This window comes from Acuticoccus sp. I52.16.1 (assembly GCF_022865125.1).
Classification (GTDB): domain Bacteria; phylum Pseudomonadota; class Alphaproteobacteria; order Rhizobiales; family Amorphaceae; genus Acuticoccus.
The window spans coordinates 33,049-58,823 of record NZ_CP094833.1; the positions used below are offsets into that span (position 1 = coordinate 33,049).

Sequence of the window (25,775 nt, forward strand, 5' to 3'; positions counted from 1 at the left end):
CGCCGCAGCACATGCCGCAGTCGCGGCGGCCCTCAGGCGGCGAGCGCCGGCGTGTGCGCACCCGCGAACGTCTGCCGGTAGCCGAAGAGCCCGGCCGAGCCGCCGGTGTGCAGGAAGACGACCGTCTCGTCCGCGCCGATGTCGCCGCGGCGGACGAGGTCGATCAGCCCCGCCGCGCCCTTCCCCGAATAGACCGGGTCGAGGAGGATGCCTTCGAGCTGGGCGAACATCTCGATCGCCTCGATCGTGCCCGCGTTGGGGATGCCGTAGCCCTCGCCGACATAATCGGTGTTGGCGACCACCAGCTCGCGCGGCACCGGCGGGGCGCCGATCTTCTCGGCGGTCTTGGTGGCGAGGGCGAAGACGTTCTCCTCCTGCTTGGGCCGCGGCGCACGCACGCCGATCCCCAGGAGCGGGATGTGCGCGTTGATCGCGTGGAGGCCGGTGACGAGGCCGGCCTGGGTGCCCGCGCTCCCCGTCGCGTGGACGATGCGCGAGACGGCGAGGGAGCGCTCGTTCGCCTGGTGCACCAGCTCCAGCGCGCAGTTGACGTAGCCGAGCGCGCCGGTCGGGTTGGAGCCGCCGCCGGGGATCACGTAGGGACGCCGCCCCTCGGCGCGCAAGCGCGCCGCGGCCGCCTCGCAGGCGGCGACCATGTCGGTCCCGCCCGGCACGTGCTCCAGGGTGGCTGCGTGCAGGCGGTCGAGGAGGACGTTGCCGTTCTGGGTATAGTCGGGGTCGGTCGAGCCGGTGCGGTCTTCCAGGAGGGCGTGGCAGTCGACCCCGAGGCGCGCCGCGAAGGCCGCGGTCTGGCGCACGTGGTTGGACTGCGTGGCGCCCTGGGTGACGACGACGTCGGCCCCTTGCGCGCTCGCCTCGCCCATCAGGAACTCCAGCTTGCGGGTCTTGTTGCCGCCGGTCGACATGCCGGTGCAGTCGTCCCGCTTGATGAAGAGGCGCGGGCCGCCGAGCTCCTTGGAAAGCCGTTCCATCGGCTCCAGCGGCGTCGGCAGGTGGGCGAGGTGGTGGCGCGGGAAGCGGGCGAGGTGCATGGAGGGTCCGTGAGGCGTCCGATCGAGGAGGCGCCATGGTCCGGGAAAGCCGCCCGCGGGGCAAGCCGGCGAAGCGAGGCGGTGTGACGGGACGGTGTGGCGGGGCAATGAGGTGGGCCCCTCCCGCGCGGAGCCGCGACGTCACCGCGTTGCCGCGATAGCCGATAAAGGGACGCCGGCGGAGCGGCGGCACCTTGCGCGAATGGTCCCGGTCCTCCATTGCCAAGCGTGAATCGAGCGGGCGGTGTCCCGCGGACAATCTCGGGGAATGTCATGCGTGTCGTCATGATCGGGACGGGATATGTCGGGCTGGTGTCCGGCGCCTGCTTTGCCGACTTCGGCCACGAGGTCACCTGCATCGACAAGGATGCCGGCAAGATCGCCTCGCTCGAGAAAGGCGTGATGCCGATCTACGAGCCCGGCCTCGACGTCCTCGTCGAGCAGAACGTGAAGGCGGGGCGGCTCTCCTTCTCGACCGAGCCGGATGCGGTGAAGGAGGCCGACGTGGTCTTCCTCGCGGTCGGCACGCCGACGCGGCGCGGCGACGGCCACGCCGACCTCACCTACGTCTACGCCGCGGCCGAGGAGATCGGCCGGCTGATCACCGGCTATACGGTGATCGTGACCAAGTCGACGGTACCGGTGGGGACCGGCGACGAGGTCGAGGCGATCATCCGCGGCGTGGCGCCGGAGGCCGAATTCGACGTCGCTTCCAACCCGGAGTTCCTGCGCGAGGGCGCGGCGATCGAGGACTTCAAGCGGCCGGACCGCGTGGTGGTCGGCGCCGAGACCGAGCGCGCGCTCGCCGTCCTGCGCGACCTCTACCGCCCGCTCTTCCTCAACGAGACGCCCGTGGTCGCGGTGAACCGGCGCACCGCCGAGCTGACGAAGTACGCCGCCAACGCCTTCCTCGCGACCAAGATCGCCTTCATCAACGAGATCGCCGATCTGTGCGACGTGGTGGGCGCCAACGTGCAGCAGGTCGCCAAGGGTATCGGCCTCGACAAGCGCATCGGCGGCAAGTTCCTCAACGCCGGCCCCGGCTATGGCGGCTCCTGCTTCCCCAAGGACACGCTCGCCCTGTCGCGCACCGCGCACCAGGTCGCGAGCCCCGTGACGATCGTCGACTCGGTGATCGCCTCCAACGACAAGCGCAAGGCGGCGATGGCGGACGTGGTGGTGCGCGCCGCGGGCGGCTCGGTCGCCGGCAAGACGATCGCGGTGCTCGGCCTCACCTTCAAGCCCAACACCGACGACATGCGCGAGGCGCCGAGCCTCGTCGTGGTGCCGGCGCTGGTGAAGGCGGGGGCGCGCGTGACGGCGTTCGACCCGGAAGGCATGGACGAGGCCAAGAAGCACATCGCCGACGTGACCTTCGCGCCCAGCGCGCCGGCCTGCCTGGAGGGGGCGGATCTCGCGGTGATCCTGACCGAGTGGGACCAGTTCCGCGCCTTCGACCTGAAGACGATGGCGGAGGGTCTGAAAGACCGCCTTTTGGTGGACCTGCGCAACATCTATACCCGCGACGAGGCCGAGCGGGCCGGCCTGACCTACGTGTCGGTCGGCCGGCCGGACGCGGGCAGCGGCGCATCCCTCGGGGCGAAGGTGTCCGACCTCGCCAGGGAGAGGGACGGGCGCGGCGCGGCGCGGTAGCAGGGGCCACCTTCGGCCCCCATGAACAGAGCCGCCGGCCACGGGCCCGCGGCGCGTGTTGGGAGGCACGTCTTGGACCAGGGAGGCAGGAAGGTTCTCGTCACCGGGACGGCCGGGTTCATCGGCTATCACGTGGCGCGCCGGCTGGTGGCACGCGGCGACCGGGTGACCGGGTTCGACGTCGTCAACGACTATTACGACGTGAGGCTGAAAGAGGCGCGGCTGCGTGAGCTGGAGAGCGCCGCCTCGTCCGCGGCGGCGGCGGGGGGCGGGTTCCGCTTCGTGCGGGCCGACCTCGCCGATCAGGCGGCCGTGAACCGGGCGTTCGCGGACGGCGGCTTCGACCGGGTGATCCACCTCGCCGCCCAGGCCGGGGTGCGCCACAGCCTGACCCACCCGCACGCCTACGTGCACTCCAACCTGGTGGGCTTCACCAACGTGCTGGAAGCGTGCCGCCACGCCGGGACGGCCCACCTCACCTACGCCTCGACCTCCTCGGTCTACGGCGGCAACACGTCGATGCCGTTCCGCGAGAGCGACGGGGTCGACCACCCGCTGCAGTTCTATGCCGCCACCAAGCGGGCGAACGAGCTGATGGCGCACGCCTACAGCCACCTCTTCGCGCTGCCGACGACGGGCCTGCGCTTCTTCACCGTCTACGGCCCGTGGGGGCGGCCGGACATGGCGCTCTTCCTGTTCACGCGGGCGATGCTGGCGGGCGAGCCGATCCCGGTCTTCAACCACGGCAACCACACGCGCGATTTCACCTACGTCGACGACATCGCCGAAGGCGTGATCCGCGCCTCGGACGACGTCGCCACGCCCGACCTCGGCTTCGACGCGGCGCGGCCGGATCCGTCACGCTCCTCGGCGCCGTTCCGGATCTTCAACATCGGCAACAACCAGCCGGTGAAGCTGTCGGCCTATATCGACGCCCTGGAAGAGGCGCTGGGGGTGACGGCCGAGCGCGAGCTGCTGCCGTTACAGCCCGGCGACGTGCCGGACACCTTCGCCGACGTCTCGGCGCTGGAGGCCGCCATCGGCTACCGTCCGTCCACCCCGGTGAAGGAGGGCGTGGCGCGCTTCGTGGAGTGGTACCGGTCCTACTACGGCGTGTAGCCGCGTCACGGGACGCGGGGGGCGGCGACCGGGGCCGGCGCGGCCACGCGCCGGGGTCTACTCGCTGGGCGTCAGGGGCGTCGCGTGGATGCCGGGGCCGCGGCGGCCGATGCGGTCGGCGCTCGCCCAGTCGGGCCACCAGCCGGCCCTCTCCAGGCCGACGACGACCACCACCAGGACGGCGACGCCCACCAGGGCGAATAGGAGCCGGCGCGACGGCCGGCGCCGCGCCCACATCACCATCCGCAGCCACCACAGGTCCATGGCCGTCCCCGCCGGCGCGCCCCCTCAGGCCGCCTTCGCCTCGCGGCGGTAGCGGTGCAGGATCGGCTCGGTGTAGCCCGACGGCTGCGCCGCACCCTCCAGGATCAGCGCCCGCGTGGCGCGGAAGGCGGTGCCGTCGAAGGACGGGGCCATCGGCGTGTAGTTGGCGTCGCCCGCGTTCTGCGCGTCGACCTTCTCGGCCATGCGCCTCAGCGAGGCCTCGACCTCCTCCTCGGTGATCAGCCCGTGCATCAGCCAGTTGGCGAGGAGCTGGGCGGAGATGCGCAGGGTGGCGCGGTCTTCCATCAGGCCGACGTCGTTGATGTCGGGCACCTTGGAGCAGCCGATCCCCTGGTCCACCCAGCGCACCACGTAGCCCAGCATCGACTGGCAGCTGTCGTCGAGCGCGCGCGCGACCGTCTCCGGGTCGAGATTGCGCCCGGCCAGCAGCGGCGGCGTCAGCAGCGTCTCCTGCGAGGCCGGCGCCCGGCCGGCGATCTCGGCCTGGCGCGCGCCCACGTCGACCGCGTGGTAGTGCGTGGCGTGCAGCGTCGCCGCCGTCGGCGAAGGCACCCATGCGGTGTTGGCGCCGGCCGTCGGGTGGCCGATCTTGGCCTCCAGCATCTCCGCCATCTTGTCCGGCTTGGCCCACATGCCCTTGCCGATCTGCCCATGCCCCGGCAGCCCCGCGGTCAGGCCGGCGTCGACGTTGTTGTCCTCGTAGGTGAGGAGCCAGGGGGCCGACTTCATCTCGTCCTTGGGGATCACCGGGCCCGCCTTCATGGCGGTGTGGATCTCGTCGCCGGTGCGGTCGAGGAAGCCGGTGTTGATGAACACCAGGCGGTCCTTCACCTCGGCCATAGCGGCCAGGAGGTTGGCCGAGGTGCGCCGCTCCTCGTCCATCACGCCGAGCTTCACGGTGTTCTCCGGCAGGCCCAGGATCGTCTCGACCCGGGCATAGAGGTCGCGTGCGAAGGCGACCTCGTCCGGGCCGTGCATCTTCGGCTTCACCACGTAGACCGAGCCGGCGCGCGAGTTGCGAAGCCCCTCGGTCTTGGCGAGGTCGTGCATCGCGCAGGCGACGGTCACGGCGGCGTCGAGCATGCCCTCGGGCGTCTCCTCGCCGTCCAGCATGACGGCGTCGGTGGTCATCAGGTGGCCGACATTGCGCACCAGCAGGAGGGCGCGGCCGGGCAGCGTCACCGTCTCGCCCGACGGCGTGCGCACCTCGAGATCCGGGTTGAGGCGGCGCGTCATCGTCTGCCCGCCCTTCTGGAAGGTCTCGGCGAGGTCGCCCTTCATCAGGCCGAGCCAGTTGCGATAGACCAGCACCTTGTCCTCGGCGTCGACCGCGGCGACCGAGTCCTCGCAGTCCTGGATGGCGGTCATCGCCGATTCCATGATCACGTCCGACAGCCCGGCCGGGTGCGAGGCGCCGACCTCGGTCGAGGGGTCGACGGCGAGGATCACGTGCAGCCCGTTGTGCCTCAGCACATAGCGCACCGCCTCGCCCTCGCCGATCGCGCCGACATACTCGACCCCCGCGGCGAACGGCACCGGCGTGCCGCCGACCTCGGCGAGGAGCTCGCGCCGGTCGGCCCGGTAGTGCGTGACCTCGGCGTGCGAGCCCGCCGCCAGCGGCAGCCGCTCGTCGAGGAACTTCGCCGCCCACGCGACCACCTTGGCGCCGCGCTCGGAATCGTAGCGCGAGCCGGCCGCCGCGCCCGGAATGGCGTCGGTGCCGTAGAGCGCGTCGTACAGGCTGCCCCAGCGCGCGTTGGCGGCGTTGAGGGCGAAGCGCGCGTTGGAGACCGGCACCACCAGCTGCGGCCCGGCGATCTCGGCGATCTCGGGGTCGACGTTGCGGGTGGTGACCTCGAAGGGGGCGGGGGCGGGCTTCAGGTAGCCGATCTCGGTCAGGAAGGCGATCTGGGCCGCGGTGTCGTAGGGCTTGCCCTTCTGCGTCTCGTTCCAGGCGTCGATCTCGGCCTGGAGACGGTCGCGCTCGGCCAGCAGCGACCGGTTCCGGGGGGCGAGATCCTTCAAGAGTGCGGCATAGCCGGACCAGAAGGCGTCCGCCGTGACCCCGGTCAGGACCTCGTCCTCGATCAGCCGGGCCAGCGGCTCGGCCACGGTCAGACCATGGCGCTCGACGGTCTCGCTCATCCTCGTCTCCCAATCTCTTGTCGTCGTCCGCCGACTGCGGCGCGGCGTTGCGTGAGGCGTTCTTAGAATAGAACGGTAAGGACGTGAAATACCGGCGCCGAGGCCGAGGCCTAGGGGAGGAGCCGTGGGCTCGAGCCTCGGTGGGCGGGAGCGCCGTCGCGTGTGGTCGTGCGCGGGCGACTGTGCTGGGCTGGGTGGGCGGCGAACGCAGGAAAGGACAGCGGCATGGCGAGCGAGGGCGAGGGCGACGGCGGGCCGAGGATCCTCGGGGTCCTCGGCGGGATGGGGCCGGAGGCGACCATCCTCCTGATGCAGCGGATCCTCGAGGCGACGCCGGCACCCGCCGGACGGCCGCGCGACGATGCCGACCACCTGCCGCTGCTGGTCGACAACAACACCCAGGTGCCCTCGCGCATCCGCCACCTCGTCGAGGGCACCGGCGAGGACCCCGGCCCCACCCTCGCCGCCATGGCCCGGCGGCTCGAGGCGGCCGGCGCCGCCGCGCTGGCGATGCCCTGCAACACCGCCCACGCCTATGCCGGTGCCATCCGCGAGGCGGTGCGCCTCCCCTTCCTCGACATGGTGGCGCTGACGGCCGACGCCGCCGCGCCGCTTCCTGCCGGACCGGCCGGCATCCTGGCCTCGCCGGCGACGCGGATCACCGGGATCTTCGCCGCGGCGTTCGCGGCGCGGGGCCGGGAGGTGATCCATCCGGCCGACGAGGCGGCGATGCTGGGGGCGATCCGGGCGGTGAAGGCCGGGCAGGGGGAGCGGGCGCGCCCGGTGCTCGAGGCGGCCGCCGCCGAACTCGCGGGCGCCGGGGCCGCGGTGCTGATCGTCGGCTGCAGCGAGTTCTCGCTGCTGTCGCGCGGCCTCGCCGCGACGGTCCCGGTCATCGACACGCTCGACGTGCTCGCCGTCGCGGCGGTGCGCTTCGCCCTGGCGCCGCGGCCGCTCCCGGCATGACGGTCCGTCACCTCGAGGCGCCCGCCGCCGCGGCCGCATCGGCGGCGGGCAGCGCCTCGATCCGGCGCGGCACCGCGTCCGTCACCGCCGCGGGGGGCAGCGCGCCACGGCGCAGGGCGCGCTGCCGATCGCCGAGGCGAGGGCGGGAGAAGACGCGAGAGGACGGGGCGGGAAAGGCTCGGGGCCGCTTCGCCGGGCGCCGGCGAACCTGCGTCGCGCGAAGTGCGGCGAGCGAAGTGGAAGGCCGGCGCGGGCCGGGGAAGGGTTCCGCGCCCGCCTCCCACACTTGACGCCTTCCACCGAACGCGGTCCAAACCGCTGGCGTCCCCGTGGCCCGGATCCCGCGGCCGGGAGGGCGTGCCAGACCCTCGGCCGCGCCCGTCCCGGCGCCGCCCCCCGCGGAACCCAAGGTGAGACGTGCCACACTCCCGCTCCCTCAAACGACGCCTCGCCGCCAAGGATCTCTTGTTCGGCTCCTGGAACCAGCTCGGCTATCCGCAGACGACCGAGATCCAGGCCCGCGCCGCCTTCGACTTCTGTGCCATCGACATGGAGCACACCTCCATCGGCACGCACGAGCTGCTCAACTCGATCCAGATCAGCCAGCTCGCCGGCCAGCCCGTCCTGGTGCGCGTCTCCGGCCATGACCCGCTCTACGCCAAGCGCGCGCTGGACGCGGGCGCCGACGGCATCATCTGTCCCATGGTCGAGACCGTCGAGCAGGCCGAGCGGGCGCGCGACAGCGTCTACTACGCGCCGCGCGGCAGCCGTGGCGTCGGCCTCGCCCGCGCGCAAGGCTTCGGCCTCGACTTCGACGGCTACCGCGACGCCAGCGACGACGAGCTGGTGCTGATCGTCCAGATCGAGCACTGGCGCGGCGCGGAAAACCTCGAGAAGATCCTCGACGTCGACGGGGTCGACGGCTTCCTGGTCGGCCCCTACGACCTCTCCGCCTCGTTCGGCAAGCCCGGCAAGTTCGACGATCCGGACGTCGCCGCCGCGCTCAGCCGCATCGGCTCGATCGTCAAGGAGCACGACAAGCCCTCCGGGCTCCACGTCGTCCACCCGGACCGCGAGAACCTGAAGAAACGCGTCGCGGAAGGCTACCGCTTCATCGCCTACGGGACCGACATGCTGCTCTTCGCCAGAGCCGTCGCCGAGACGACGGACCACTTCGCCGAATTGCGCGCGCAGGACCCGGCCGCCTGATGGCTCCCGTCATCGCGATCGTGCCCATGAAGGGGCACTCGGCGCGGGTGCCGAAGAAGAACCTGAAGCCGATGTGCGGGCGCCCGCTCTATCACTGGATCACTAGGACGCTGCTGGCCGCGGACGGCGTCGACCGCGTGGTGATCGAGACCGATGCCGACGAGATCGAGGCGGACGTCGCCGCCAGCTTCCCCCAGATCGAGGTGCTGCGCCGGCCGGTGCACCTCCACGGCGACGACGTCCCGATGAACGCCGTCCTCGACGACGCGATGCGCCAGCTCGAGGCCCGGCTCGATACGGGGGCGGTCTTCCTGCAGTCGCACTCGACCAACCCGCTTCTGAAATCCGCGACCGTGGCCGCGGCGCTGGCGCGCTACCTGGCGCCGGGCGACCACGACAGCCTCTTTGCGGTGACGCGCTGGCAGACGCGCTTCTTCTGGGCCGACGGCCGGCCGGTGAACCACAACCCCGACGAACTCCTGCCGACCCAGGACCTGCCGCCGCTCTACGAGGAGAACTCCAACCTCTACGTCTTCACCCGCGAGAGCTTCGACAAGCGCGGCCACCGCATCGGCACCGCCCCGAAGATGTACGAGATGGAATATATCGAGGCCGTCGATATCGACGAGATCCAGCACTTCGACCTCGCCGAGGCGCTGCTCGAGCGGGCCATCGCCCGCGGCGAGGTGAGCGCCTGATGGCGACGATCCTCACCACCACCTCGTCGTTCAAGGAACGCGACAACGAGACCACCCGCCGTCTCGCCGCGGCCGGGCACCGGATCCTCTTCAGCCCGCTCGGCCGCCGCCTCGGCGAGGACGACGCCGTCGCCCTCTTCGCCGAGCACGACCCGATCGGCATCGTCGCCGGCGTCGAGCCGCTGACCGACCGGGTGATGGCCGCCGCGCCCTCGCTCAAGGCGATCGCCCGCTGCGGCACGGGGCTCGATTCGGTCGACCTCGAGGCCGCCCGGGCGCGCGGCATCGTCGTCTCCAACACGCCCGGCGCGCCGGCGCTGGCGGTCGCCGAGCTGGCCGTCGGCCACATCCTGGGGGCGCTCAGGCGCATCGCCGAGGCCGACCGGCTGATCCGCGAAGGCAACTGGACGGCGCTGTCCGGCGGGCTCCTGGGCGCGCGCACCGTGGGGATCGTCGGCTTCGGGCGCATCGGCCAGCGCGTCGCCGAGCTCGTCACCCCGTTCGGCGGCCGGCTGATCGCCGCCGACCCCTTCGCCGAGGCCAAGGCCGCCGCCAACAAGGGCGTCGAGCTCGTCGCCCTCGACACGCTGCTGGCCGAGGCCGACGTCGTCACCCTCCACGCCGCGCCCGGCACCGTGCGCCTCGGCGCCGAGGAGCTGGCGCGCTGCCGGGCGGGCGCCATCCTCGTCAACACCGCCCGCGGCGACCTCGTCGACGAAGGTGCGCTGCTCGCCGCCCTCCAGGCCGGACGGCTCGCCGGCGCCGCGCTCGACGTCTTCGCCGAGGAGCCCTATGCCGGCCCCCTCGCCGCGCTTCCCGGCGTGACGATGACGGCCCACATGGGGTCTTACGCGGCCGAGAGCCGCTCGCTGCAGGAGCGCGAGGCGCTGGACAACCTTCTCGCCGACCTCGTGCGCATCGGGGCCGTCGCGCCATGACCTCCCGCGACACGACCCCTCGCGACATGAGGAGTGACGACATGACCGCGCCGGGAGAGTTGTCAGCTGTCAACGCGCCGGTCCGCTTCGACGGAATCCGGGCGGTCGTGTTCGATTTCGACGGCGTCGTCGTCGACAGCGTCGACGTCAAGACCGAGGCCTTCGTCGCCCTCTACGCGCCCTACGGCGAAAAGGTCATGGACGCGGTGCGCGCCTATCACCTCGCCCACGGCGGCATGCCCCGCGCCGACAAGCTGCGCCACTGGCAGCGCACGCTGGTGGACGGCCCCGACGACGCGGCGACGATCACCGGCCTCGGCGCCCGCTTCGGCGCCATGGTGAAGGAGAAGGTCATCGCCGCGCCCCAGATCGCCGGCGCCGAAGCCGCCCTCGCCGCATTGTCGGCCCGCCTGCCGCTCCACGTCGCCTCCGCGACGCCGGAGGTGGAGCTGCACGAGATCGTCGCCGCGCGCGGGCTGACGGGCTATTTTCGCAGCGTCCACGGCATCCCGACCACCAAGGTCGACGCGTTGCGCATGCGCCTGGCCGAAGGCCTCGCGCCGGACGAAGTGCTGATGATCGGCGACGCCACCGCCGACCATGCCGCCGCCGCCGCCGTGGGGACGCGGTTTCTCGGCGTCGTCGCCGCGGGGCCCGGCCCCTTCCCGGCCGGAACGCCCCGCGTCGCCGATCTGACGGACCTGCCGGCGATCGTTTCGCAGAGCGCGGCGTGAACGGGACCGCCGCATCGCTCGGGACTCACCAAGGAACAGGGCGGGCGCCTGTTCCTCGGACCCGTCCGTCGCTGAATGAAGCCCTGAGGCGGACGCGGGCGGGGCGCAAGGCACGCTTCGCTCTTCGGCCTTGCACCCCGCCCACGTCCGCCTCCGACCGGGCTTCAGCGACGGACGGCTCCGAGGAACAGGCTGAGGCACCGCCGTGCCGCGGTGCCCCCAGGGCCGCGCCCCGCCGTGCGGGGAGAGAGCCTCGCAGGGTGAGCGCGGCGTGGGGGGAGAGAGAGAAGAGAGACGGGCCGGCGGGGGGGCGGGGATGACGAAGGAGATGACGGGGGGGCCGACGGGGGGGACGACGGGGGGGATGCGCAAAGCCGTCGTCACCGGCGGGTCGGGCTTTCTCGGCAGCCACGTCGCCGACGCCTTCTCCGCCGCCGGCTACGCCGTCGGCGTCTACGACGTGCGGCCCTCGCCCCACCTCGGGGCGGGCCAGACCATGACGACCGGCGACCTCGCCGACGTGGACGCCCTCGCCGCGGCGTTCGAGGGCGCCGACGTCGTCGCCCATTTCGCCGGCATCGCCGACATCGGCGCCGCCAACGTCGACCCGGTGCGGACCGCTCACGTCAACCTCGTCGGCACCGTCAACACGCTGGAGGCGGCCGTGCGCGCCGGGGTGAAGCGCTACCTCTTCGCCTCGACCGTCTACGTCTATTCCGACATGGGCGGCTTCTACCGGGCCTCCAAGCAGGCCTGCGAGGCCTTCGTCGAGACCTTCTCGCAGGAGCGCGGCCTTCCCTTCACCATCCTGCGCTACGGCACCCTCTACGGCCGCCGTTCCGGCGGCACCAACCGCATCCATTCCATGGTGACGTCCGCCATCCGCGACAAGGCGATCGCCTATCCCGGCTCCGGCGAGGCGCTGCGCGACGTCATCCACGCCCGCGACGCCGCCACCCTCACCGTGCGCACCCTCGCCCCCGAATATGCCGACGCCCACCTCCTCATCACCGGCCAGGAGCGCGTGCGGGTGAAGGACATCGCCCGGATGATCGCCGAAATCGTCCCCGGCCCCATCGCCCTCGACTTCAAGGACGGCGAGCCGGAGGGGCACTACATGCTGACCCCCTATTCGTTCGCGCCGCGTCTGTCCAAGAAGCTGGTGCCGACCGAATATATCGACATCGGCCAAGGCCTCTACGACTGCATCCAGGAGGCCTGGGACGCTGCCCACCCGCAGGAGCCCACCTACCTGCCCGGCTCCGGCAAGAGCCGCGACGGCACGTCCTGACGACGCGCCGCCAACCCGAGGACACACCCATGATCACCCGCATCGGCCTCTTCGACGGCACCATCAGGCCCGGCCAGGAGAGCGCCTTCTACGCCTACGTCTGGGAGGAGATGCTCGCCGTGTGGCAGGCCTTCCCGGGCCTGCGCAGCCTCCAGGTGCTGACCGGCGAATCGCCGGAGCTCGGCACCGCCTACCCCCTCGTCACCGTCTTCCAGTTCGACGACGAGGCCGCCCTCGCCGCCGCCCTCGCCTCGCCCGAGCGCCAGCGCTCGCTGGAGAAGACCAAGGGCCTTCTGGAGATGTTCGACGGCCGCGTCGTGCACCAGGTCCTCAAGCCGCTCCCCCGCCCGTGAGCCTTCCGCCCGTGAGCCTTCCGCCCGTGAGCCAAGCCGGGCGCGAAGCCGGTGAGGGCACCTACGTCGTCGTCGACATCGAGGCGGACGGGCCCGACCCGCACCGCAACTCGATGCTGTGCCTGGCCGCCGCCGCCGTCTCGGCGGCCACGCTGCGCGAGGTCGGCGCCTTCACCGTCAACCTCGCCCCGCGCGAAGGCCGCACCACCAACCCCAAGACCCTCGCCTGGTTCGCCGAGGACGCCCCCGAGGCCTGGGCCGCCATCACCCGCGACCCCGTCCCCGCCGGCGAGGCGATGGCCCGCTTCGTCGCCTTCGTGGAAAGCCTGCCGGGGCCGCGGATCTTCGTCGCCCACCCCGTCATCTTCGACGGCTCGTGGGTCGACCATTATCTCGAGCTCTACACCGACGTGCGCCTCTTCGGCCTCGCGGTGCACCGCACCTCGCTGTTCCAGCGCACCGGGCTCGACCTGCCGTCGCTGATCATGGGCGTCACCGGCCGCCCCTTCGACGCCTGTCACCGCGGCCGGATCCCCGAAGAGTGGTTCGGCGACGTCCCCCACACCCACGACGCCCTCGACGACGCGAGGGGCTACGCCAGCGTTCTCGCCCACGTCCTCGCATTGCGCCGCTCCGGTCCGGTCTTAACCCCGCCTTAGCCCTCACGCGCGAAAGGTGGGGTCACGCCGTCGCGACGCGATGGCGCGGATCGCTGTGAACGGGGAGCTTCACCCGCAATGAGTGAGACCGGCGTGACACCCATCGGAACGAACGACCCCGTCGGCTACGACACCATCGCCGGCGACGCCGCCACCTTGAGTGCGCAGATCACCCGCCTGCGGGCGCAGATCTTCGAGCCGGAGATGGTCAAGACGCTGCGCCCCTTCACCAGCGCGGAGGCGGCCAAGCTGCTCGGCGTCACGGATTCCTACCTGCGCCACCTGGCGCGGGCCGGCGAAGGACCGGAGCCGGCCCGCCAGTCCGGCAACCGCCACGCCTACAGCCTCGCCCAGATCGACGAGCTGCGCTCCCTGCTCGCCCGCAAAGGCGGCCCCAAGGCGCGTGTCGTCACCCCCAATCGGCCGCCGCACGAGAGCGCGCAGGTGATCGCCGTCGCCAACTTCAAGGGCGGCTCGGGCAAGACCACGACGACCGTGCACCTCGCCCAGCACCTCGCCATGCGCGGCTTCAAGGTGCTCGCCGTCGACCTCGACCCGCAGGCGTCCCTGTCGAGCCTCTTCGGCTACCAGCCGGAGGCGGACGTCTCCTCCGGCGAGACTCTCTACGGTGCCATCCGCTACGACGACCCGCGGCCCATCACCGAGGTCATCCGTCCCACCTACTTCCCGAACCTCGACCTGGTGCCCGGCAACCTGGAGCTCCACGAGTTCGAGCACGAGACGCCCCGCGCGCTGATGGAGCGCGGCGCCCGCCAGGCCCCGTTCTACAGCCGCGTCGCGACGGCGCTGGCCGCGGTCTCGATGCGCTACGACATCGTCGTCATCGACTGCCCGCCCCAGCTCGGCTTCCTGACGCTGGGCGCCCTGTGCGCGGCCACCGGCGTCCTCGTCACGGTGCATCCGCAGATGCTGGACATCGCCTCGATGAGCCAGTTCCTCAACATGACGGCCGACCTGATGGACGTGGTGCGCCGCGCCGGCGCCGACGTCGAGCTCGACTTCTTCCGTTACGTCCTGACCCGCTACGAGCCCAAGGACGGGCCGCAGGCGCAGGTCGCCGGCTTCCTGCGCTCGCTGTTCGGCGAGCGGGTGCTGACCAACGCCATGGTGAAGTCGACCGCGCTCGCCGACGCCGGCCTGTCCAAGCAGACCCTCTACGAGGTCGGCCGCGAGGGGATGACGCGCTCCACCTACGACCGGGCGCTCGAGAGCCTCGACGCCGTCAACGGCGAGATCGAGGCGCTGATCCGCGCGGTGTGGGATGCCAGGAGCGTACCGGCGCAGGCGGCCGAGTGAGGGCGTCGACGGCTGACGACCGGGGCCGCCTCGGTGCAGAGTTGTCAGCTGTCAACTCGGGCCGCCGGGACAGGTGAGGCGGGCGACAAGGGGGAGTGAGGCGATGACCAAGCGGCGCGCGGCGATGGAGCGGCTTCTCAGCGTGGAGCCGATCGCGGCCAACCCGGGCGGCGGCAATCCCGGTGCGAATTCGGGCGGCGTGAACCCGGGGGGCGATCCGGGCGCGCCCGCCGGCACGAAGGCCGCGCCCGGCGGCGGCGAGGCGAGATCCCGCCCCGCACCCCCCACCCGCTCGGGCGCGGTGCGCACCATGGGTCTCGCGCTCGACCGCATCACCGACCCCGCCGCGACGCGCGAGGCCGTCATCGAGCTCGACACCGCGCTGCTCGACCCGTCCTTCGTGCGCGACCGGCTCGACGAGGCCGAGCCCGAAGGCGCCGAGGACCCCGCCGATCTCGACCCGACCGGCCTTGCCGCCCTCGCCCAGAGCATCGCCGAAGGCGGGCAGGCGGTGCCGATCCTGGTGCGCCCGCACCCCGCGATCGACGGCCGTTACCAGATCGCCTACGGCCACCGCCGCTGGCTCGCCTGCAAGGCGCTGGGCCGCCCGGTGCGCGCGATCGTGCGCAGGCTCGACGACGAGGCGCTGGTGCTCGCCCAGGGCCGCGAGAACAACGCCCGGCGCGACCTCACCTTCATCGAGCGGGCGCAGTTCGCCGCCGCCCTCGTCGCCCGCGGCATGGCCCGTCCGACCGTCGGCAAGGCGATCGGGGTGGACAAGTCCGAGCTCGCCCGCTTGCTCGCCGTCGCCAACGGCCTGCCCGAGGGCCTCGCGCCGCTGATCGGCCGCGCGCCCAAGGCGGGGCGGCCGCGCTGGTTGCGTCTCGTCGAGCTGTGCCGCAGCGAGGGAGACGACGCCGCCTTCACCGCCGCCGCCGCCGCCGCGCCGCTGCCGACCGACGACCGCTTCAAGACCGTCTTCGACGCGCTCACCATGCGCCGCAATGCCGCCCGCGCGCTGGAGACGCCGCCCCCGCCGCCGCAGCCCGAGGGCGCGCCGATGACGGTCGCGCGGGGCCCCGGCCGCACCGTCATCACGATCGACAGCCGCAAGGCGCCGGACTTCGCCGCCTATGTCGAGGAGCGCCTCGCGGCGCTCTACCGGGAGTTCTGCGACGGCAAAAGGTGAGGCCGGGGTCGCCGGCCTCCTGCACAGCCGCCCGTCATGCGCCATCCGTCATGCGCCGCCCGCGCGGCGATGCAGCGCCTGCTGGATCGCGTTGCCGAGGTGGGCGGACGGATCGCTCCCGACCCAGCGCTGTCCGTCGTCCTTCAGCACCGAGATCAGACGTGGCCGGTCCTCCAGCCACATCCGGTGCCCGATCTCGGCCCGCGCCCGCGCGCCCTGCGACAGGCGCTCGGCGGTCTGCGCGGTGAGGGCCGGAAGGTCCGTCGGCCGCTTCGGGTCGAACAGGATGCCGCTCGCCAGGTGCCCGATCGTCTCGTTCGCCGGCGCCACGTCAGGCGCCACCACGATCTGTCCCCGCCCCATGGCGCGGCGGGTCGCGTGGTCGATCCCCGGCGCCAGCCCAAAGGCGGGCGAGGCGAACACGAAGTGCGCCTCGGCTTCGATCTCGGCCGGGCTCTCGCCCTCGCCCTCGTTGCCGCCCTCGGAGGCCGCGGTCCGGGGGGGCGCCGGCAGCGCCGCCGGATCGGCGATCGCCAGGTTCGGGATCGTCAGGTCCGGAATCGCCAGGTGGCGGCACTGCTGGGCGACGATCCCCCGCGTCGGCATCCCGGCCCGGGGCCCGTGCGTCGCGCCTCGGCCCGGTTCGGCGTCGACGAAGACCGCGCGCCAGGCCTCGGGAGCGAAGTCGCGGGCCGGCACGGCGCCGGCCGGCTGCGGCCAGTGGTCGAAGTAGGCCGAGCGGCACTCGTGCGCCTGCAGCGCCTCGTGCTGCCGCCGGGAGAACGACACGAACCGCGCCGCTCCGGCGAACTGCTGCCAGTAGGTCCCCGCGCGCGGCGCCATCGAGGGTACGATCACCGCCCGCCGCAGGCCGATGGCCAGCAACCCCGCGGCGACCGCCTCGGTGCGCCAGAAGAGGGCGAGGTCGGCCGGCTCCGCCAGCCCCAGCCGCAGCGCCTCGGCGAGCGGCGCGGCCGGGTCCACGGCGACCCGCGTCACCTCGCCCATCTCTTCCAGAACCTCGGCGAGCACGTTGCGGTCGCCCGTGCCGGCGAGCGGCTCCACGCTCAGGATCTTCATGCCGCGCTCTCCGTCGTGGTGGCGGCCGCGAGGCCCGCCCGAGCCTCCTCCCCGGCCCCGGCCGGCGCCACCACCACCAGCCGTTCCAGCCCCAGCCCCAGCATGCGCGGGTCGCCCGGCGGCTGCGCCAGCGCCGACACCGCCAGCACCAGCTCGTTGACGTCGCCGCTCCGCCACACGTCGGCGACCGGCACGCGCACCTCGCCCCGCCGCACCAGCGGCGCGCTGGCGACGACGGCGCCGTTGAGCTCGATCGTCAGCGTCTGCGTCTCGTCCAGGAACGGGTTTTCGCGCACCATCAGCACGAGCGCCTCCGCCGGCCCTTCGGCCCGGAAGACGATGTCCGCCCGCTCCGAGAGCGACCACACGTGCGTCTCCTCCAGGCCCGCCCAGCCGTGCGCCAGGAGCTTGGCGCTGGCCGCGCTGCGGCTGGAGAAGTGCGTCTCGCCCGGCCCCAGCAGCGGCGGCTCGCGCTTGGCGAGCGTCTCGAAGCGGAAGCGCCGCAGGGCGAGCGAGACGTAGCGCTCCGCCGGCACCGTCTCCGCCGGGCTCCCCGCCTCGGCGCTCGCTCCCGCGGCCGCCCCCCCGCCTTCACCGGGCGGCACCGCGACGGACCGCACCTCGCCGTGGCGCGGCAGGCAGTCGACCACGGTCCCCGGGGCCAGCGGCTGCGCCAGCGTCAACGTCAGCGCGAACGGCCCCCGCGGCACCCCCTGCATCGCGACCACCTTGCCCGCGACGCGCAGCTCCAGGCTCTGGTCGGCGAGGTCGTTGTGCCCCTCCAGGACGAGGGTGTGCGCGCGCCCGCCGCTCGGCGTCGCCAGGCGAAAGCCCTCGCCGGCGCACCAGGCGAGCGGGGGCTCGGCGGCCGGTGCGCCGTTGGCGTGCGGCGGGCGAGGCGGCCGAGGCGGGCGCGCCAGCACACCGTCCACGATCGCCCCGTTCATCGGGCTGGTGGACGGGAAAGGCGGCGCCCCGCCGCCCGGATAGAAGTGGTCGTCGATCGCGTCCGGGTCCTGCGAGTGGCGCCGGTAGAGGGCGCAGAACTCCATCCGGCAGCGCGCATGGCGGCGGATCGACATGCCGCCGCCGGCGTAGAGCGAGACGATCTCGTCGATATATTGCATGCGCGCGCCGCGGTCGTAGGCGGTCAGCAGGAAGGCGTGGTCGGCGCAGATCTCGTAGGCGGTGTCGTAGCCGTGCGCCTCGAGCAGCGAGGCGCGCGTGAAGGTCGCCTGATGGCCGGGGATCTTCGCCAGCCACGCCTCGCAGACGTCCCCGCGCCGCAGCGTCTCGCGCAGCGCCGCATAGTCGGCCGAGCGCGCCAGCGTGTGCCGCCCGCCGTCGACGTAGAGGTGGTCGCCGTAGAGGATGTCCGGATCGCCGACGCGCCGCGCCCAGATCGTCGACAGCGTGCTGCGGGCGTGGAACCGGTCGCCCGCATTCATGAAGAGCACATACTCGTTGGAGGCCATCTGCGCGGCCTCGTTCATGGCGTAGAAGATGCCCGCGTCGAAGGTGGTGGCGACCTTGTCGATCTCTCCGGCGTAGCGGGCGAGGACCTCGGGAGTGCGGTCCCAGCTGGTACCGTCGACGACGATCGTCTCGACGTCCGCGAAGTCCTGCTGCAGGACGCTCTCGAGAGTCGCCGGCAGCAGGTCCGCCGCGTTCAGCGCGACGGTGATGATGGTGAAACTCATGGCCCCCCTCGATCAACGCCGCCGCCCCCCGGCCGCGAACATTGCTTGAGCGATTTATAAATCACCTTTTGCCTACGTCGTAGGCCGTCGCATCCGCCAAGGCCAGCGCCCCATCCCTCCTCGCGCCCATCCCTTTTCGTGCTGCGTCCCTCCGGACCGGCGCGCAGAGGGGGCCGTCGCGGGGCGTCCTTCGGATCCGCCACGGACATCGAGACACGCCGGGCATCGGGACACGCCGGGCACCAACCGGTGCGGCCGCTCGGCTCTTGGCCGGGACGCGCGGCCTCATATATAAGAATTGGTCTAATTAAAATATTCGAGGTCGGCTCGCATGAGTGGCGCCACCGTCTTCGCCCTGGCGCTCCTGACCGCCCTCGCGACCGGGCTCGGCGCCCTGCCGTTCGCGCTCGTGACCGGGATCGCCCGGCACCGGCTGGGGCTGGCCGACGCTCTCGCCGCGGGGCTGATGCTGGCCGCCAGCGTGGTCCTTCTCCTGGAGGGCTTCCCGCACGGGGCCGGCTTCACCGCGGCGGGCGCAGCCACGGGCGTCCTCGCCGTCCTCCTCACCCGGCGCCTTCTGGCCCGCCACGATCATCTCGAGGTCGGCGCGCTGCACGGCGCCGACGCGCGCCGCGCCGTCCTCATCGTCGGGGTGATGACGGCGCACTCCTTCGCCGAGGGCATCGGCGTCGGCGTCGCCTATGGCGGCGGCGAGGCGCTGGGTCTCTTCGTCACCGCCGCGATCGCGCTGCAGAACGTGCCGGAGGGGCTGGCCATCGCCCTCGTCCTGGTGCCCTCGGGGGTCTCGGTGGGGCGCGCGGCGGGGTGGGCCGTGGTGTCGAGCCTGCCGCAGCCGCTGTTCGCGGTGCCGGCCTTCCTGGCGGTCGAGGCGTTCGCCCAGGCGCTCCCCTTCGGCCTCGGCTTCGCCGCCGGGGCGATGGTGGCGATGGCCCTCGCCGACCTCCTGGTCGACGCGGTTCGCCTGTCCGGATGGCGTGCCGCCCCGGTCTGCCTCGCGGCGACGGGCATGGGCCTGGCGGTCGATTTCGCGCTCGTCCCCTGACCCCGGCCCTGACCCTGCCCCCGACCCGGCCCTGGCCCCGACCCGGCCCTGGCCCCGACCCCTCGCGCGGAGGGCGGCCGAATTCCATCTGACCACCGCCGGCCTAGTATGTTAGGGCTGGTGCACATCGTTTTCGTGGAGGAGCCCCGCGTGTCACAACCGACAAGCCCCGAGTATTCGCTGGCCGGAAAGCGCGTCTGGGTGGCCGGGCATCGCGGCATGGTCGGCGGGGCGATCGTGCGCCAGCTGCAGGAGCGCGACGTCGCCGTGCTGACCGCCTCGCGCACCGAGTGCGACCTGCGCGACGCCGCCGCCGTCGCCCGTTGGATGGAGGCCAACCGGCCCGACGCCGTGGTGATCGCCGCCGCCAAGGTGGGCGGGATCCTCGCCAACGACACCTACCCGGTCGATTTCCTGCAGGACAACCTGCTGATCCAGACCAACATCATCAAGTCCGCCTTCGACACCAAGGTCGAGAAGCTCCTGTTCCTCGGCTCGTCCTGCATCTACCCCAAGTTCGCCGACCAGCCGATCACCGAGGACAGCCTGCTGACCGGCCCGCTGGAGCCGACCAACGAGTGGTACGCGATCGCCAAGATCGCCGGCATCAAGCTCGCCCAGGCCTACCAGAAGCAGTATGGCTGCCGGTACATCTCGGCGATGCCGACCAACCTTTACGGACCGGGCGACAACTTCGACCTCTCCTCCAGCCACGTCATCCCGGCGCTGATGAGGAAGGCCCACCAGGCCAAGGTCGACGGGGCGCCCGGCTTCGAGGTGTGGGGCTCGGGCACCCCCCGGCGCGAGTTCCTGCACGTCGACGATCTCGCCCGCGGCTGCGTCTTCCTGCTGGAGCACTACGAGGGCTTCGAGCACGTCAACATCGGCTCCGGCACGGACCTGCCGATCAGGGACCTGGCGCTGGAGATCGCCCGCGTCGTCGGCTGCGGCGAGGATCTCACCTTCGACCGCTCCAAGCCCGACGGCACCCCGCGCAAGCTGATGTCGGGCGACCGGATCGCCGCGCTCGGCTGGGCCCCGCAGATCTCCCTCGCCGAGGGCCTCGCCTCGACCTATCGATGGTTCCTGGAGAACGCCGACGCCCTGCCGCAGCGCACCACCGAAATGGCGCGCTGAGACCCGAAGCGCCCGCCGGCGGTCGAGTGGCGGTCGAGACGTGGCGGTCGATATGGGGCCGGGGAAGTTGTCAGCTGACAACTCGCAGCGTCAGCCGCGGCGCCCGGCCACCTTCGACAGCGCCTCGATCACGTCCTCGGCCGAGTAGGGCTTCTTGACCGAGAGCGTGCCCGGCCGCGCCTCGGCCGGCAGGTCCAGCGTCTCGCCGTAGCCCGTCACGAACACGTACGGCACGCCCTTGGCGTTGAGCGGGTCGATCAGCGCGAAGCTCGTCTCGCCGCCCAGGTTCACGTCCAGCATCGCGACGTCGATCGTCTCCTCGGCGACGATGCGCATCGCGTCGGCGAGGCTCATCGCGGTGAAGACGTTGCCCAGCCCCCTCTCCAGGAGCAGCTGCTCGGCGTCGAGCGCCATGATCATGTTGTCCTCCACCAGGAGGGCGGTCATCCCGGCGAGGCCCTCCGGCGCGGGCGTCGCCGGCAGCGGCGCGGGCGCCGGCGCGGCGTTCGAGGTGCCCATCGAGATCACCTTCCCCGGCAGCACGAAGCGCGCCTCCAGCCCCTTCAGCCGCCAGTTGAGGCTGGCCTCGCCGCCCAGCTCGTGCGGGATCGAGCGTTCGATGATGGTCGAGCCGAAGCCGCGCCGCGTCGGCGCCTGGACCGGCGGCCCGCCGCTCTCGCGCCAGTCGATGACGCAGCAGGAGCGCTCGTCGATCGCCCAGTCGACATGGACGACGCCGGTGGAATCGGACAGCGCACCGTACTTGGCCGAGTTCGTGACCATCTCGTGCATCACCAAGGCGAGCGTGGAGAAGGCCTCGGCGTTGACGAGGACCGGCGGTCCCGACAGCTCCACCCGCCCGGCCTTCTCGCCGACATAGGCCTCCGCCTCGGTGCGCACGAGGCCCTCCAGGCTCTGCGCCGCGAACGAGGCGTCGGTGATCTGGTCGTGCGCGCGCGCCAGCGCCTGGATGCGTCCGCCGATGATCTGCGCGAAGTCGTTCACCGAGGTGGCGCTGCCGCGGCTCTGCAGCACCACGGCGCGGATCACCGCCAGGATGTTGCGCACCCGGTGATTGAGCTCGGCGATCAGGAGCTCCTGGCGCTGCGAGGCGACCTCCCTGAGCCGCTCGTTCTCCTCGTTGAAGCGCAAGAGCACTTCCATGATCGCCACGCGCAGCGCCTCGGCCGACTTCTGCTCCGACACGCTCCACGCCGCGGACTTGCCGCGCACCGTCTCCTGCCACGCCTCGAAGCTCTTGCGCGGCGAGAGGCGCGGCCCGTTGGGCCCGAACGTGGTCTCCTTGTGCGACGGGTCGCCCGCCCAGGTGACGGTGCGGGCGATCTCGCGGCGGAAGAAGATCAGGTAGTCCCGCGGCGTGCGCGAGATCGGCACCGCGATCAGCCCGGCCGCCCGGTCGACGAACTCCGCCGCCTTGGGATAGACCGCCGACAGCTCGTCCGTGACGTAGACCCGGCTCGCCGCCGCGCGGTTGAGGAAGCGCGCCAGGCCCGGCATGTCGTCGGGGAAGGGGCAGGTGCCGACGGTGCGCACCCGCCCCTCCGACCACACCGCGAACCCGTCCGAGGGGATCATCTCGCGAAAGTCGGAGGCGAAGTTGATGAGCTGGTCGGGCGAGGGCGAGGTCGAGACCAGCCGCCCCACCACGCGGTCGTGCAGGTCCCGCGCCGCCTCCTCGGTCTGGCGCATCTCCTTGGCGAGGCGCCCCTCGATGACGAGGGCGACGATCTGCCCGAAGAGCTCCAGCACCGAGCGCAGCTCCATCGAGAGCCGCCGCGGCGCGTAGTGGTGCAGCGCGAAGAGGCCCCACAATTCGCCGCCGATCACGATCGAGATCGAGAACGAGGCGCCGACGCCCATGTTGGTGAGATACTCGATGTGGATCGGCGACACCGCCCGCGTCACCGACAGCGAGAGGTCCAGCACCGTCCCGTCCGGGTCGATCCCCGGCACGACCGGCACCGTCTCGCCGCCGACGTCGGCGATGATGCGGGTGCGGTTCTTGACGTAGAGCCGGCGCGCCTGGGTGGGGATGTCGCTCGCCGGATAGTTGAGGCCGAGGAAGGGCTCGATGCCGCGCCGCGCCGCCTCGGCGACGACCGCGCCCGAGCCGTCGGGGGCGAAGCGGTAGAGCATTACCCGGTCGAACCCGGTGACGGCGCGCAGCTGGCGCACCGCCTCGGTGGTGAGCGCCTCCAGCGAGATGCAGCGCTCGATGCGCCCGATCATCGTCTTGACCAGCGTGCCGGAGCTCGCCGCCGACATCGTGCACGGCTCGGCCTCCACCACGATGGAGTGGCGCACGATGTGGATCGCGAGGTCGAAGCGGCGGCCGTCGTTGAAGAGGTCGATGCCGAAGATGCGCTCCGAACCCTCGCCGGGGCTGAGGCCCTGCAGGCGGTCGCGGATGTCGTGCACGCTGGAGGGGGGCAGCAGCTCGGTGAGCGGCAGGCCGAGGCAGTCGTCCGCCGAGCGCCCGGCGATCTCGCCGATGTTGGCCGAGACGTGCTGGACCAGCCAGTCCATGGAGACGGCGAAGAGGTAGCCGAACGGCTGGATCCGCCCCAGCAGGTGGATCGGCTCCCGGTCGCAGTTCGACAGATCGACGGAGAAGGCCTCTGCGTCGTTCTTCGGGGCGTCGTTCTTCGGGGCGCCGTCCGGAGCGTCGCTCGTCATGGCGCGGGGCCGTCGGTCAGTGCGCTTGCCCTTTCGAATAGCTTGAAGGCAGCGTGTGCCGCGGCCGCCGTCCGCTCGACGTCGCAGGGGTCGAGGCGTGCGCTCAAGGCGTCGAACGCGGCAAAGACAGGCCCGGAGGCCGCGGCAGCTGCCGTCAAGTAGGCGATGGCCGGTTCGCTCCCATCCTGCCGCCGGCTCCATCCTTTCAGGATCATGCGGGCGCCGAGCCTCGAACCGTCTAGGACATAGACAACCCCGGTCGCCTCTGGAAGCCCTCGCCCGAGGCCCGCGAGGCACGCCTCCAGCGGCTCGCGGGCCAGCCGCGCGAGCCCCGCCGCCGCCACGTCGCTCGCCAGCTCCGCCGCCAGCGGTCGGCGCAGGGCCGCCACCTCCGCCGGCACGAGCGAGGCGTCCCCCGCGCCGGCGCCGGCCAGCCAGCCCTCCAGGACGGCGTGGCACGCCTCGTTCATGCGCAGGAAGGCCCGGTAGGCCTGCCGCTCGGCCGGGTCGGTGAGCGCGGCGAAGCGCTGGTCGAGCGTGCCGTGCGCCTCGGCCGTCGCGCCGCGCAGCCGGCGCCGCAACGCTCCGGGGTCGACCGGTGCGGGGCGGGGCGCGGAGCAGGGGGCGAGAAGGGTGGGATGGAACATGCCTGACCTATCGACCCGCCCGAACTCGTGCGGCGGGAACCATGAGAATAGAAGACGATACCTCTTCGCGTCATCAAGGGGTGCGGTTCGCGCGTCCTCGTCGCATGTCCCCCCGTCACATGTCCCCGTCGCACGTTCCCTTCACATGTCCACATCGGGGGCCGCCCGCGTGCCCGCTCGCATGTCCGCCTGCGGGTCTGCCACGCGGATCGGGCGCAGGTCCACCACGCGCTCGCCGCATGGCTTCCCGGCCGCGGATCGTCCGGGACCCGGCGGACCGCCCTTGCGGGCGGGTCAGCGCTGGTCCCAGCCGCCGAGCTGGCGCGTCTTCCTGGCGTCCGCCGCGGCCGCCGGCGCGTCGCCGGCGAGGCGCAGGGTGCGCTCCAGCAGCACCTCGTAGATCGGCCGCCCGCCGAGCCGGTCGGCGACGAGGTTGGCGAACAGGCACGTCACGATCGCCGGCACGAAGGCGCCATAGTCGCCCGTCAGCTCGGCGATCAGCACCACCCCGACCAGCGGCGCGCGCACCGTCGCCGAGAACAGCCCCCCCATCGCCGCCACCGCGAACGCCGGCAGCGCCCCCGGCGGCAGCGTCACGCCGAGGTCGAGCACCAGCCCGTAGAGCAGCCCGATCGCCGTCGCCAGCGCCAGGATGGGGGCGAAGATGCCCCCCGGTGCCCCGGTCGCGTAACTCGCCATCGTCATGACGAAGCGCACCAGCACGACGATCGCGAGCGTCGTCAGCGGCAGGTTCTCGCGCATCAGCGAGACGGCGAGCGTCTCCCCGCCCATCGTCGCCTCCGGCAGCACCATGAGGAGGACGCCCACGGCAAAGCCCACGACCGCCGGCACGAGGTAGAACGACACATGTCGGCCGACGCCGAGCGCGGCGTCCATCGACCAGACCAGCACGCGGTTGAAGACGACGCCGACGACCCCCAGCAGCACCCCCAGCCCGGCGAAGGCCGGCAGCAGCCCCAGCGGCATCTGCGGCACGTCCACCAGCATGAAGGGCTGGCGGCCGGTCATCGCCTCGGTGACGACGCCGCTGGCGACCGCGGCCAGCATCACGCCGGAGTAGGTCTTGACGCAGTAGGGGAACTGCCGCCGGGTCTCCTCGATGACGAAGAGGATGGAGGCGAGCGGCGCGCTGAAGGCCGCGGCCAGCCCCGCCGCCGCGCCCGCCGCCAGCAGGCCGCGGCCGTCGCGCCCGCGCACCCCGAAGGTCTCCGACGCGGCCGCCGCGATCGACGAGCCCATGTGGATCGTCGGCCCCTCCCGCCCGGCGACGAGGCCCGAACCCAGCGCCAGCAGCCCGCCGAAGAACTTCACCGGCAGGATGCGGCGCCAGCGCACCGGGCGCCGGCCCTCCATCGCGCCCTCGATCTCCTGCACGCCCGAGCCGCCCGCCTCCGGCGCGAAGGCGCGCACGATCATCACCGACAGCACCACCAGGACGGCCGCGATCAGCCCCGCCGCCAGGACGGCGACCCCGCCGGAGGCCCCGAGGTCGACATGCCCGGCCCCGCCCAGGAGGCGCTGCAGCGCCCGCGGTCCGGCGAGCAGCGCGTCGATCCCGGCGCCGACGAGGCTCAGCCCCTGCGGCCAGGCGATGCCGTCGTCGAGGGCGCGCTGCAGCGCCGCCGGCCAGCGCAGCGCCGCGTCGACGGCGACGTGCAGCAGCGTGCCGATGACGCCGGTGATGGCCCCGACGAGGACGGCGAGGACATAAAAAGGCAGATCGCCGCTCGGGCTCGGCTCGGCCTCGTGCGAAGGGGTCGGCTCCATCTCGTCGCCTGTGATTGCCCGTCGTCGTGTCGGGAGAAGGGCTGCGCGGCCGGCA

Annotated in this window: 22 protein-coding genes; 14 read left to right on the forward strand and 8 right to left on the reverse strand. The window is 72.4% G+C overall.

The window, feature by feature from the left end; translation table 11 throughout:
• Positions 1-32: 32 nt before the first annotated feature.
• The gene (locus MRB58_RS24525) at positions 33-1,052 is read right to left on the reverse strand and encodes a D-cysteine desulfhydrase (RefSeq protein ID WP_244782412.1); all 1,020 of its coding nucleotides are present in this window, start codon (positions 1,050-1,052) and stop codon (positions 33-35) included.
• A 273-nt stretch (positions 1,053-1,325) separates the two neighbouring features.
• Here MRB58_RS24525 and MRB58_RS24530 point away from each other — a divergent pair, with 273 nt between their 5' ends.
• Both MRB58_RS24530 and MRB58_RS24535 read left to right on the forward strand, forming a co-directional pair.
• Positions 1,326-2,705 (forward strand): UDP-glucose/GDP-mannose dehydrogenase family protein, encoded by a 1,380-nt coding sequence (locus tag MRB58_RS24530; RefSeq protein WP_244782413.1) that lies wholly within the window; start codon positions 1,326-1,328, stop codon positions 2,703-2,705.
• Positions 2,706-2,777: 72 nt separating this feature from the next.
• Complete coding sequence (locus tag MRB58_RS24535) at positions 2,778-3,824, forward strand: NAD-dependent epimerase (protein WP_244782414.1); 1,047 nt, start codon at positions 2,778-2,780, stop codon at positions 3,822-3,824.
• A gap of 57 nt (positions 3,825-3,881) precedes the next feature.
• Here MRB58_RS24535 and MRB58_RS24540 read toward each other — a convergent pair whose 3' ends face one another.
• A complete protein-coding gene (locus tag MRB58_RS24540) occupies positions 3,882-4,088 on the reverse strand; it encodes a hypothetical protein (protein ID WP_244782415.1) in 207 nt (68 codons plus the stop codon).
• A gap of 24 nt (positions 4,089-4,112) precedes the next feature.
• A complete protein-coding gene (locus tag MRB58_RS24545) occupies positions 4,113-6,254 on the reverse strand; it encodes a malate synthase G (protein WP_244782416.1) in 2,142 nt (713 codons plus the stop codon).
• Positions 6,255-6,479: 225 nt separating this feature from the next.
• On the opposite strand from MRB58_RS24545, the gene MRB58_RS24550 reads away from it, so the two are divergent.
• The 10 genes from MRB58_RS24550 (at position 6,480) to repB (ending at position 15,608) form a co-directional block, all read left to right on the forward strand.
• A complete protein-coding gene (locus MRB58_RS24550; protein ID WP_244782417.1) occupies positions 6,480-7,220 on the forward strand; it encodes an aspartate/glutamate racemase family protein in 741 nt (246 codons plus the stop codon).
• Between the two features lie 417 nt (positions 7,221-7,637).
• Positions 7,638-8,429, forward strand: coding sequence for an HpcH/HpaI aldolase/citrate lyase family protein (locus MRB58_RS24555; RefSeq protein ID WP_244782418.1), 792 nt, complete (start codon positions 7,638-7,640; stop codon positions 8,427-8,429).
• The gene (locus MRB58_RS24560) at positions 8,429-9,127 is read left to right on the forward strand and encodes a cytidylyltransferase domain-containing protein (RefSeq protein WP_244782419.1); all 699 of its coding nucleotides are present in this window, start codon (positions 8,429-8,431) and stop codon (positions 9,125-9,127) included. The genes MRB58_RS24555 and MRB58_RS24560 overlap by 1 nt, the downstream gene beginning before the upstream one ends.
• Entirely contained in the window at positions 9,127-10,065 is a 939-nt protein-coding gene (locus tag MRB58_RS24565) for a phosphoglycerate dehydrogenase (RefSeq protein ID WP_244782420.1), read from the forward strand. The genes MRB58_RS24560 and MRB58_RS24565 overlap by 1 nt, the downstream gene beginning before the upstream one ends.
• A 41-nt stretch (positions 10,066-10,106) precedes the next feature.
• Positions 10,107-10,799 (forward strand): HAD family hydrolase, encoded by a 693-nt coding sequence (locus MRB58_RS24570; protein WP_244782421.1) that lies wholly within the window; start codon positions 10,107-10,109, stop codon positions 10,797-10,799.
• A gap of 316 nt (positions 10,800-11,115) precedes the next feature.
• Positions 11,116-12,090 carry an NAD(P)-dependent oxidoreductase gene (locus tag MRB58_RS24575; protein ID WP_244782422.1) on the forward strand — a complete coding sequence of 325 codons (975 nt, stop codon included), beginning with the start codon at positions 11,116-11,118 and terminating at the stop codon, positions 12,088-12,090.
• Between the two features lie 29 nt (positions 12,091-12,119).
• Complete coding sequence (locus tag MRB58_RS24580) at positions 12,120-12,443, forward strand: Dabb family protein (RefSeq protein ID WP_244782423.1); 324 nt, start codon at positions 12,120-12,122, stop codon at positions 12,441-12,443.
• A gap of 11 nt (positions 12,444-12,454) precedes the next feature.
• Entirely contained in the window at positions 12,455-13,102 is a 648-nt protein-coding gene (locus MRB58_RS24585) for a DNA polymerase III subunit epsilon (RefSeq protein ID WP_244782424.1), read from the forward strand.
• 78 nt (positions 13,103-13,180) lie between these two features.
• The gene (gene repA, locus MRB58_RS24590; RefSeq protein WP_371747328.1) at positions 13,181-14,419 is read left to right on the forward strand and encodes a plasmid partitioning protein RepA; all 1,239 of its coding nucleotides are present in this window, start codon (positions 13,181-13,183) and stop codon (positions 14,417-14,419) included.
• 103 nt (positions 14,420-14,522) lie between these two features.
• Positions 14,523-15,608 (forward strand): plasmid partitioning protein RepB, encoded by a 1,086-nt coding sequence (repB, locus tag MRB58_RS24595; RefSeq protein ID WP_244782426.1) that lies wholly within the window; start codon positions 14,523-14,525, stop codon positions 15,606-15,608.
• A 48-nt stretch (positions 15,609-15,656) separates the two neighbouring features.
• Here repB and MRB58_RS24600 read toward each other — a convergent pair whose 3' ends face one another.
• Both MRB58_RS24600 and MRB58_RS24605 read right to left on the reverse strand, forming a co-directional pair.
• Positions 15,657-16,688, reverse strand: a complete 1,032-nt coding sequence (locus MRB58_RS24600) for a hypothetical protein (RefSeq protein ID WP_244782427.1) — start codon at positions 16,686-16,688, stop codon at positions 15,657-15,659.
• Positions 16,685-18,388: a glycosyltransferase family 2 protein gene (locus tag MRB58_RS24605; protein WP_244782355.1), complete on the reverse strand. Its 1,704-nt coding sequence runs from the start codon at positions 18,386-18,388 to the stop codon at positions 16,685-16,687. Before MRB58_RS24605 ends, MRB58_RS24600 begins: the two co-directional genes overlap by 4 nt.
• 331 nt (positions 18,389-18,719) lie before the next feature.
• On the opposite strand from MRB58_RS24605, the gene MRB58_RS24610 reads away from it, so the two are divergent.
• Entirely contained in the window at positions 18,720-19,451 is a 732-nt protein-coding gene (locus MRB58_RS24610) for a ZIP family metal transporter (RefSeq protein WP_244782356.1), read from the forward strand.
• 150 nt (positions 19,452-19,601) lie between these two features.
• Complete coding sequence (locus tag MRB58_RS24615; RefSeq protein WP_305853233.1) at positions 19,602-20,588, forward strand: GDP-L-fucose synthase; 987 nt, start codon at positions 19,602-19,604, stop codon at positions 20,586-20,588.
• Positions 20,589-20,678: 90 nt separating this feature from the next.
• On the opposite strand, the gene MRB58_RS24620 is transcribed toward MRB58_RS24615, so the two are convergent.
• From MRB58_RS24620 to clcA, 3 genes are all read right to left on the reverse strand, one after another.
• Positions 20,679-23,285, reverse strand: coding sequence for an HWE histidine kinase domain-containing protein (locus tag MRB58_RS24620; protein ID WP_244782357.1), 2,607 nt, complete (start codon positions 23,283-23,285; stop codon positions 20,679-20,681).
• A complete protein-coding gene (locus MRB58_RS24625) occupies positions 23,282-23,932 on the reverse strand; it encodes a hypothetical protein (protein WP_244782358.1) in 651 nt (216 codons plus the stop codon). Before MRB58_RS24625 ends, MRB58_RS24620 begins: the two co-directional genes overlap by 4 nt.
• A 294-nt stretch (positions 23,933-24,226) precedes the next feature.
• Positions 24,227-25,720 (reverse strand): H(+)/Cl(-) exchange transporter ClcA, encoded by a 1,494-nt coding sequence (gene clcA, locus MRB58_RS24630; protein WP_244782359.1) that lies wholly within the window; start codon positions 25,718-25,720, stop codon positions 24,227-24,229.
• Positions 25,721-25,775 lie beyond the last annotated feature (55 nt).

What these genes read in the sequence shown, in the direction of transcription:
- MRB58_RS24525 (WP_244782412.1), bottom strand. Translation starts at nt 1,052, where the DNA reads ATGCACCTCGCCCGCTTCCCGCGCCACCACCTCGCCCACCTGCCGACG.
- MRB58_RS24530 (WP_244782413.1), top strand. Translation starts at nt 1,326, where the DNA reads ATGCGTGTCGTCATGATCGGGACGGGATATGTCGGGCTGGTGTCCGGC.
- MRB58_RS24540 (WP_244782415.1), bottom strand. Translation starts at nt 4,088, where the DNA reads ATGGACCTGTGGTGGCTGCGGATGGTGATGTGGGCGCGGCGCCGGCCG.
- MRB58_RS24545 (WP_244782416.1), bottom strand. Translation starts at nt 6,254, where the DNA reads ATGAGCGAGACCGTCGAGCGCCATGGTCTGACCGTGGCCGAGCCGCTG.
- MRB58_RS24550 (WP_244782417.1), top strand. Translation starts at nt 6,480, where the DNA reads ATGGCGAGCGAGGGCGAGGGCGACGGCGGGCCGAGGATCCTCGGGGTC.
- MRB58_RS24560 (WP_244782419.1), top strand. Translation starts at nt 8,429, where the DNA reads ATGGCTCCCGTCATCGCGATCGTGCCCATGAAGGGGCACTCGGCGCGG.
- MRB58_RS24565 (WP_244782420.1), top strand. Translation starts at nt 9,127, where the DNA reads ATGGCGACGATCCTCACCACCACCTCGTCGTTCAAGGAACGCGACAAC.
- MRB58_RS24570 (WP_244782421.1), top strand. Translation starts at nt 10,107, where the DNA reads ATGACCGCGCCGGGAGAGTTGTCAGCTGTCAACGCGCCGGTCCGCTTC.
- MRB58_RS24575 (WP_244782422.1), top strand. Translation starts at nt 11,116, where the DNA reads ATGACGAAGGAGATGACGGGGGGGCCGACGGGGGGGACGACGGGGGGG.
- MRB58_RS24580 (WP_244782423.1), top strand. Translation starts at nt 12,120, where the DNA reads ATGATCACCCGCATCGGCCTCTTCGACGGCACCATCAGGCCCGGCCAG.
- repA (WP_371747328.1), top strand. Translation starts at nt 13,181, where the DNA reads ATGAGTGAGACCGGCGTGACACCCATCGGAACGAACGACCCCGTCGGC.
- repB (WP_244782426.1), top strand. Translation starts at nt 14,523, where the DNA reads ATGACCAAGCGGCGCGCGGCGATGGAGCGGCTTCTCAGCGTGGAGCCG.
- MRB58_RS24600 (WP_244782427.1), bottom strand. Translation starts at nt 16,688, where the DNA reads ATGAAGATCCTGAGCGTGGAGCCGCTCGCCGGCACGGGCGACCGCAAC.
- MRB58_RS24605 (WP_244782355.1), bottom strand. Translation starts at nt 18,388, where the DNA reads ATGAGTTTCACCATCATCACCGTCGCGCTGAACGCGGCGGACCTGCTG.
- MRB58_RS24610 (WP_244782356.1), top strand. Translation starts at nt 18,720, where the DNA reads ATGAGTGGCGCCACCGTCTTCGCCCTGGCGCTCCTGACCGCCCTCGCG.
- MRB58_RS24620 (WP_244782357.1), bottom strand. Translation starts at nt 23,285, where the DNA reads ATGACGAGCGACGCTCCGGACGGCGCCCCGAAGAACGACGCCCCGAAG.
- MRB58_RS24625 (WP_244782358.1), bottom strand. Translation starts at nt 23,932, where the DNA reads ATGTTCCATCCCACCCTTCTCGCCCCCTGCTCCGCGCCCCGCCCCGCA.
- clcA (WP_244782359.1), bottom strand. Translation starts at nt 25,720, where the DNA reads ATGGAGCCGACCCCTTCGCACGAGGCCGAGCCGAGCCCGAGCGGCGAT.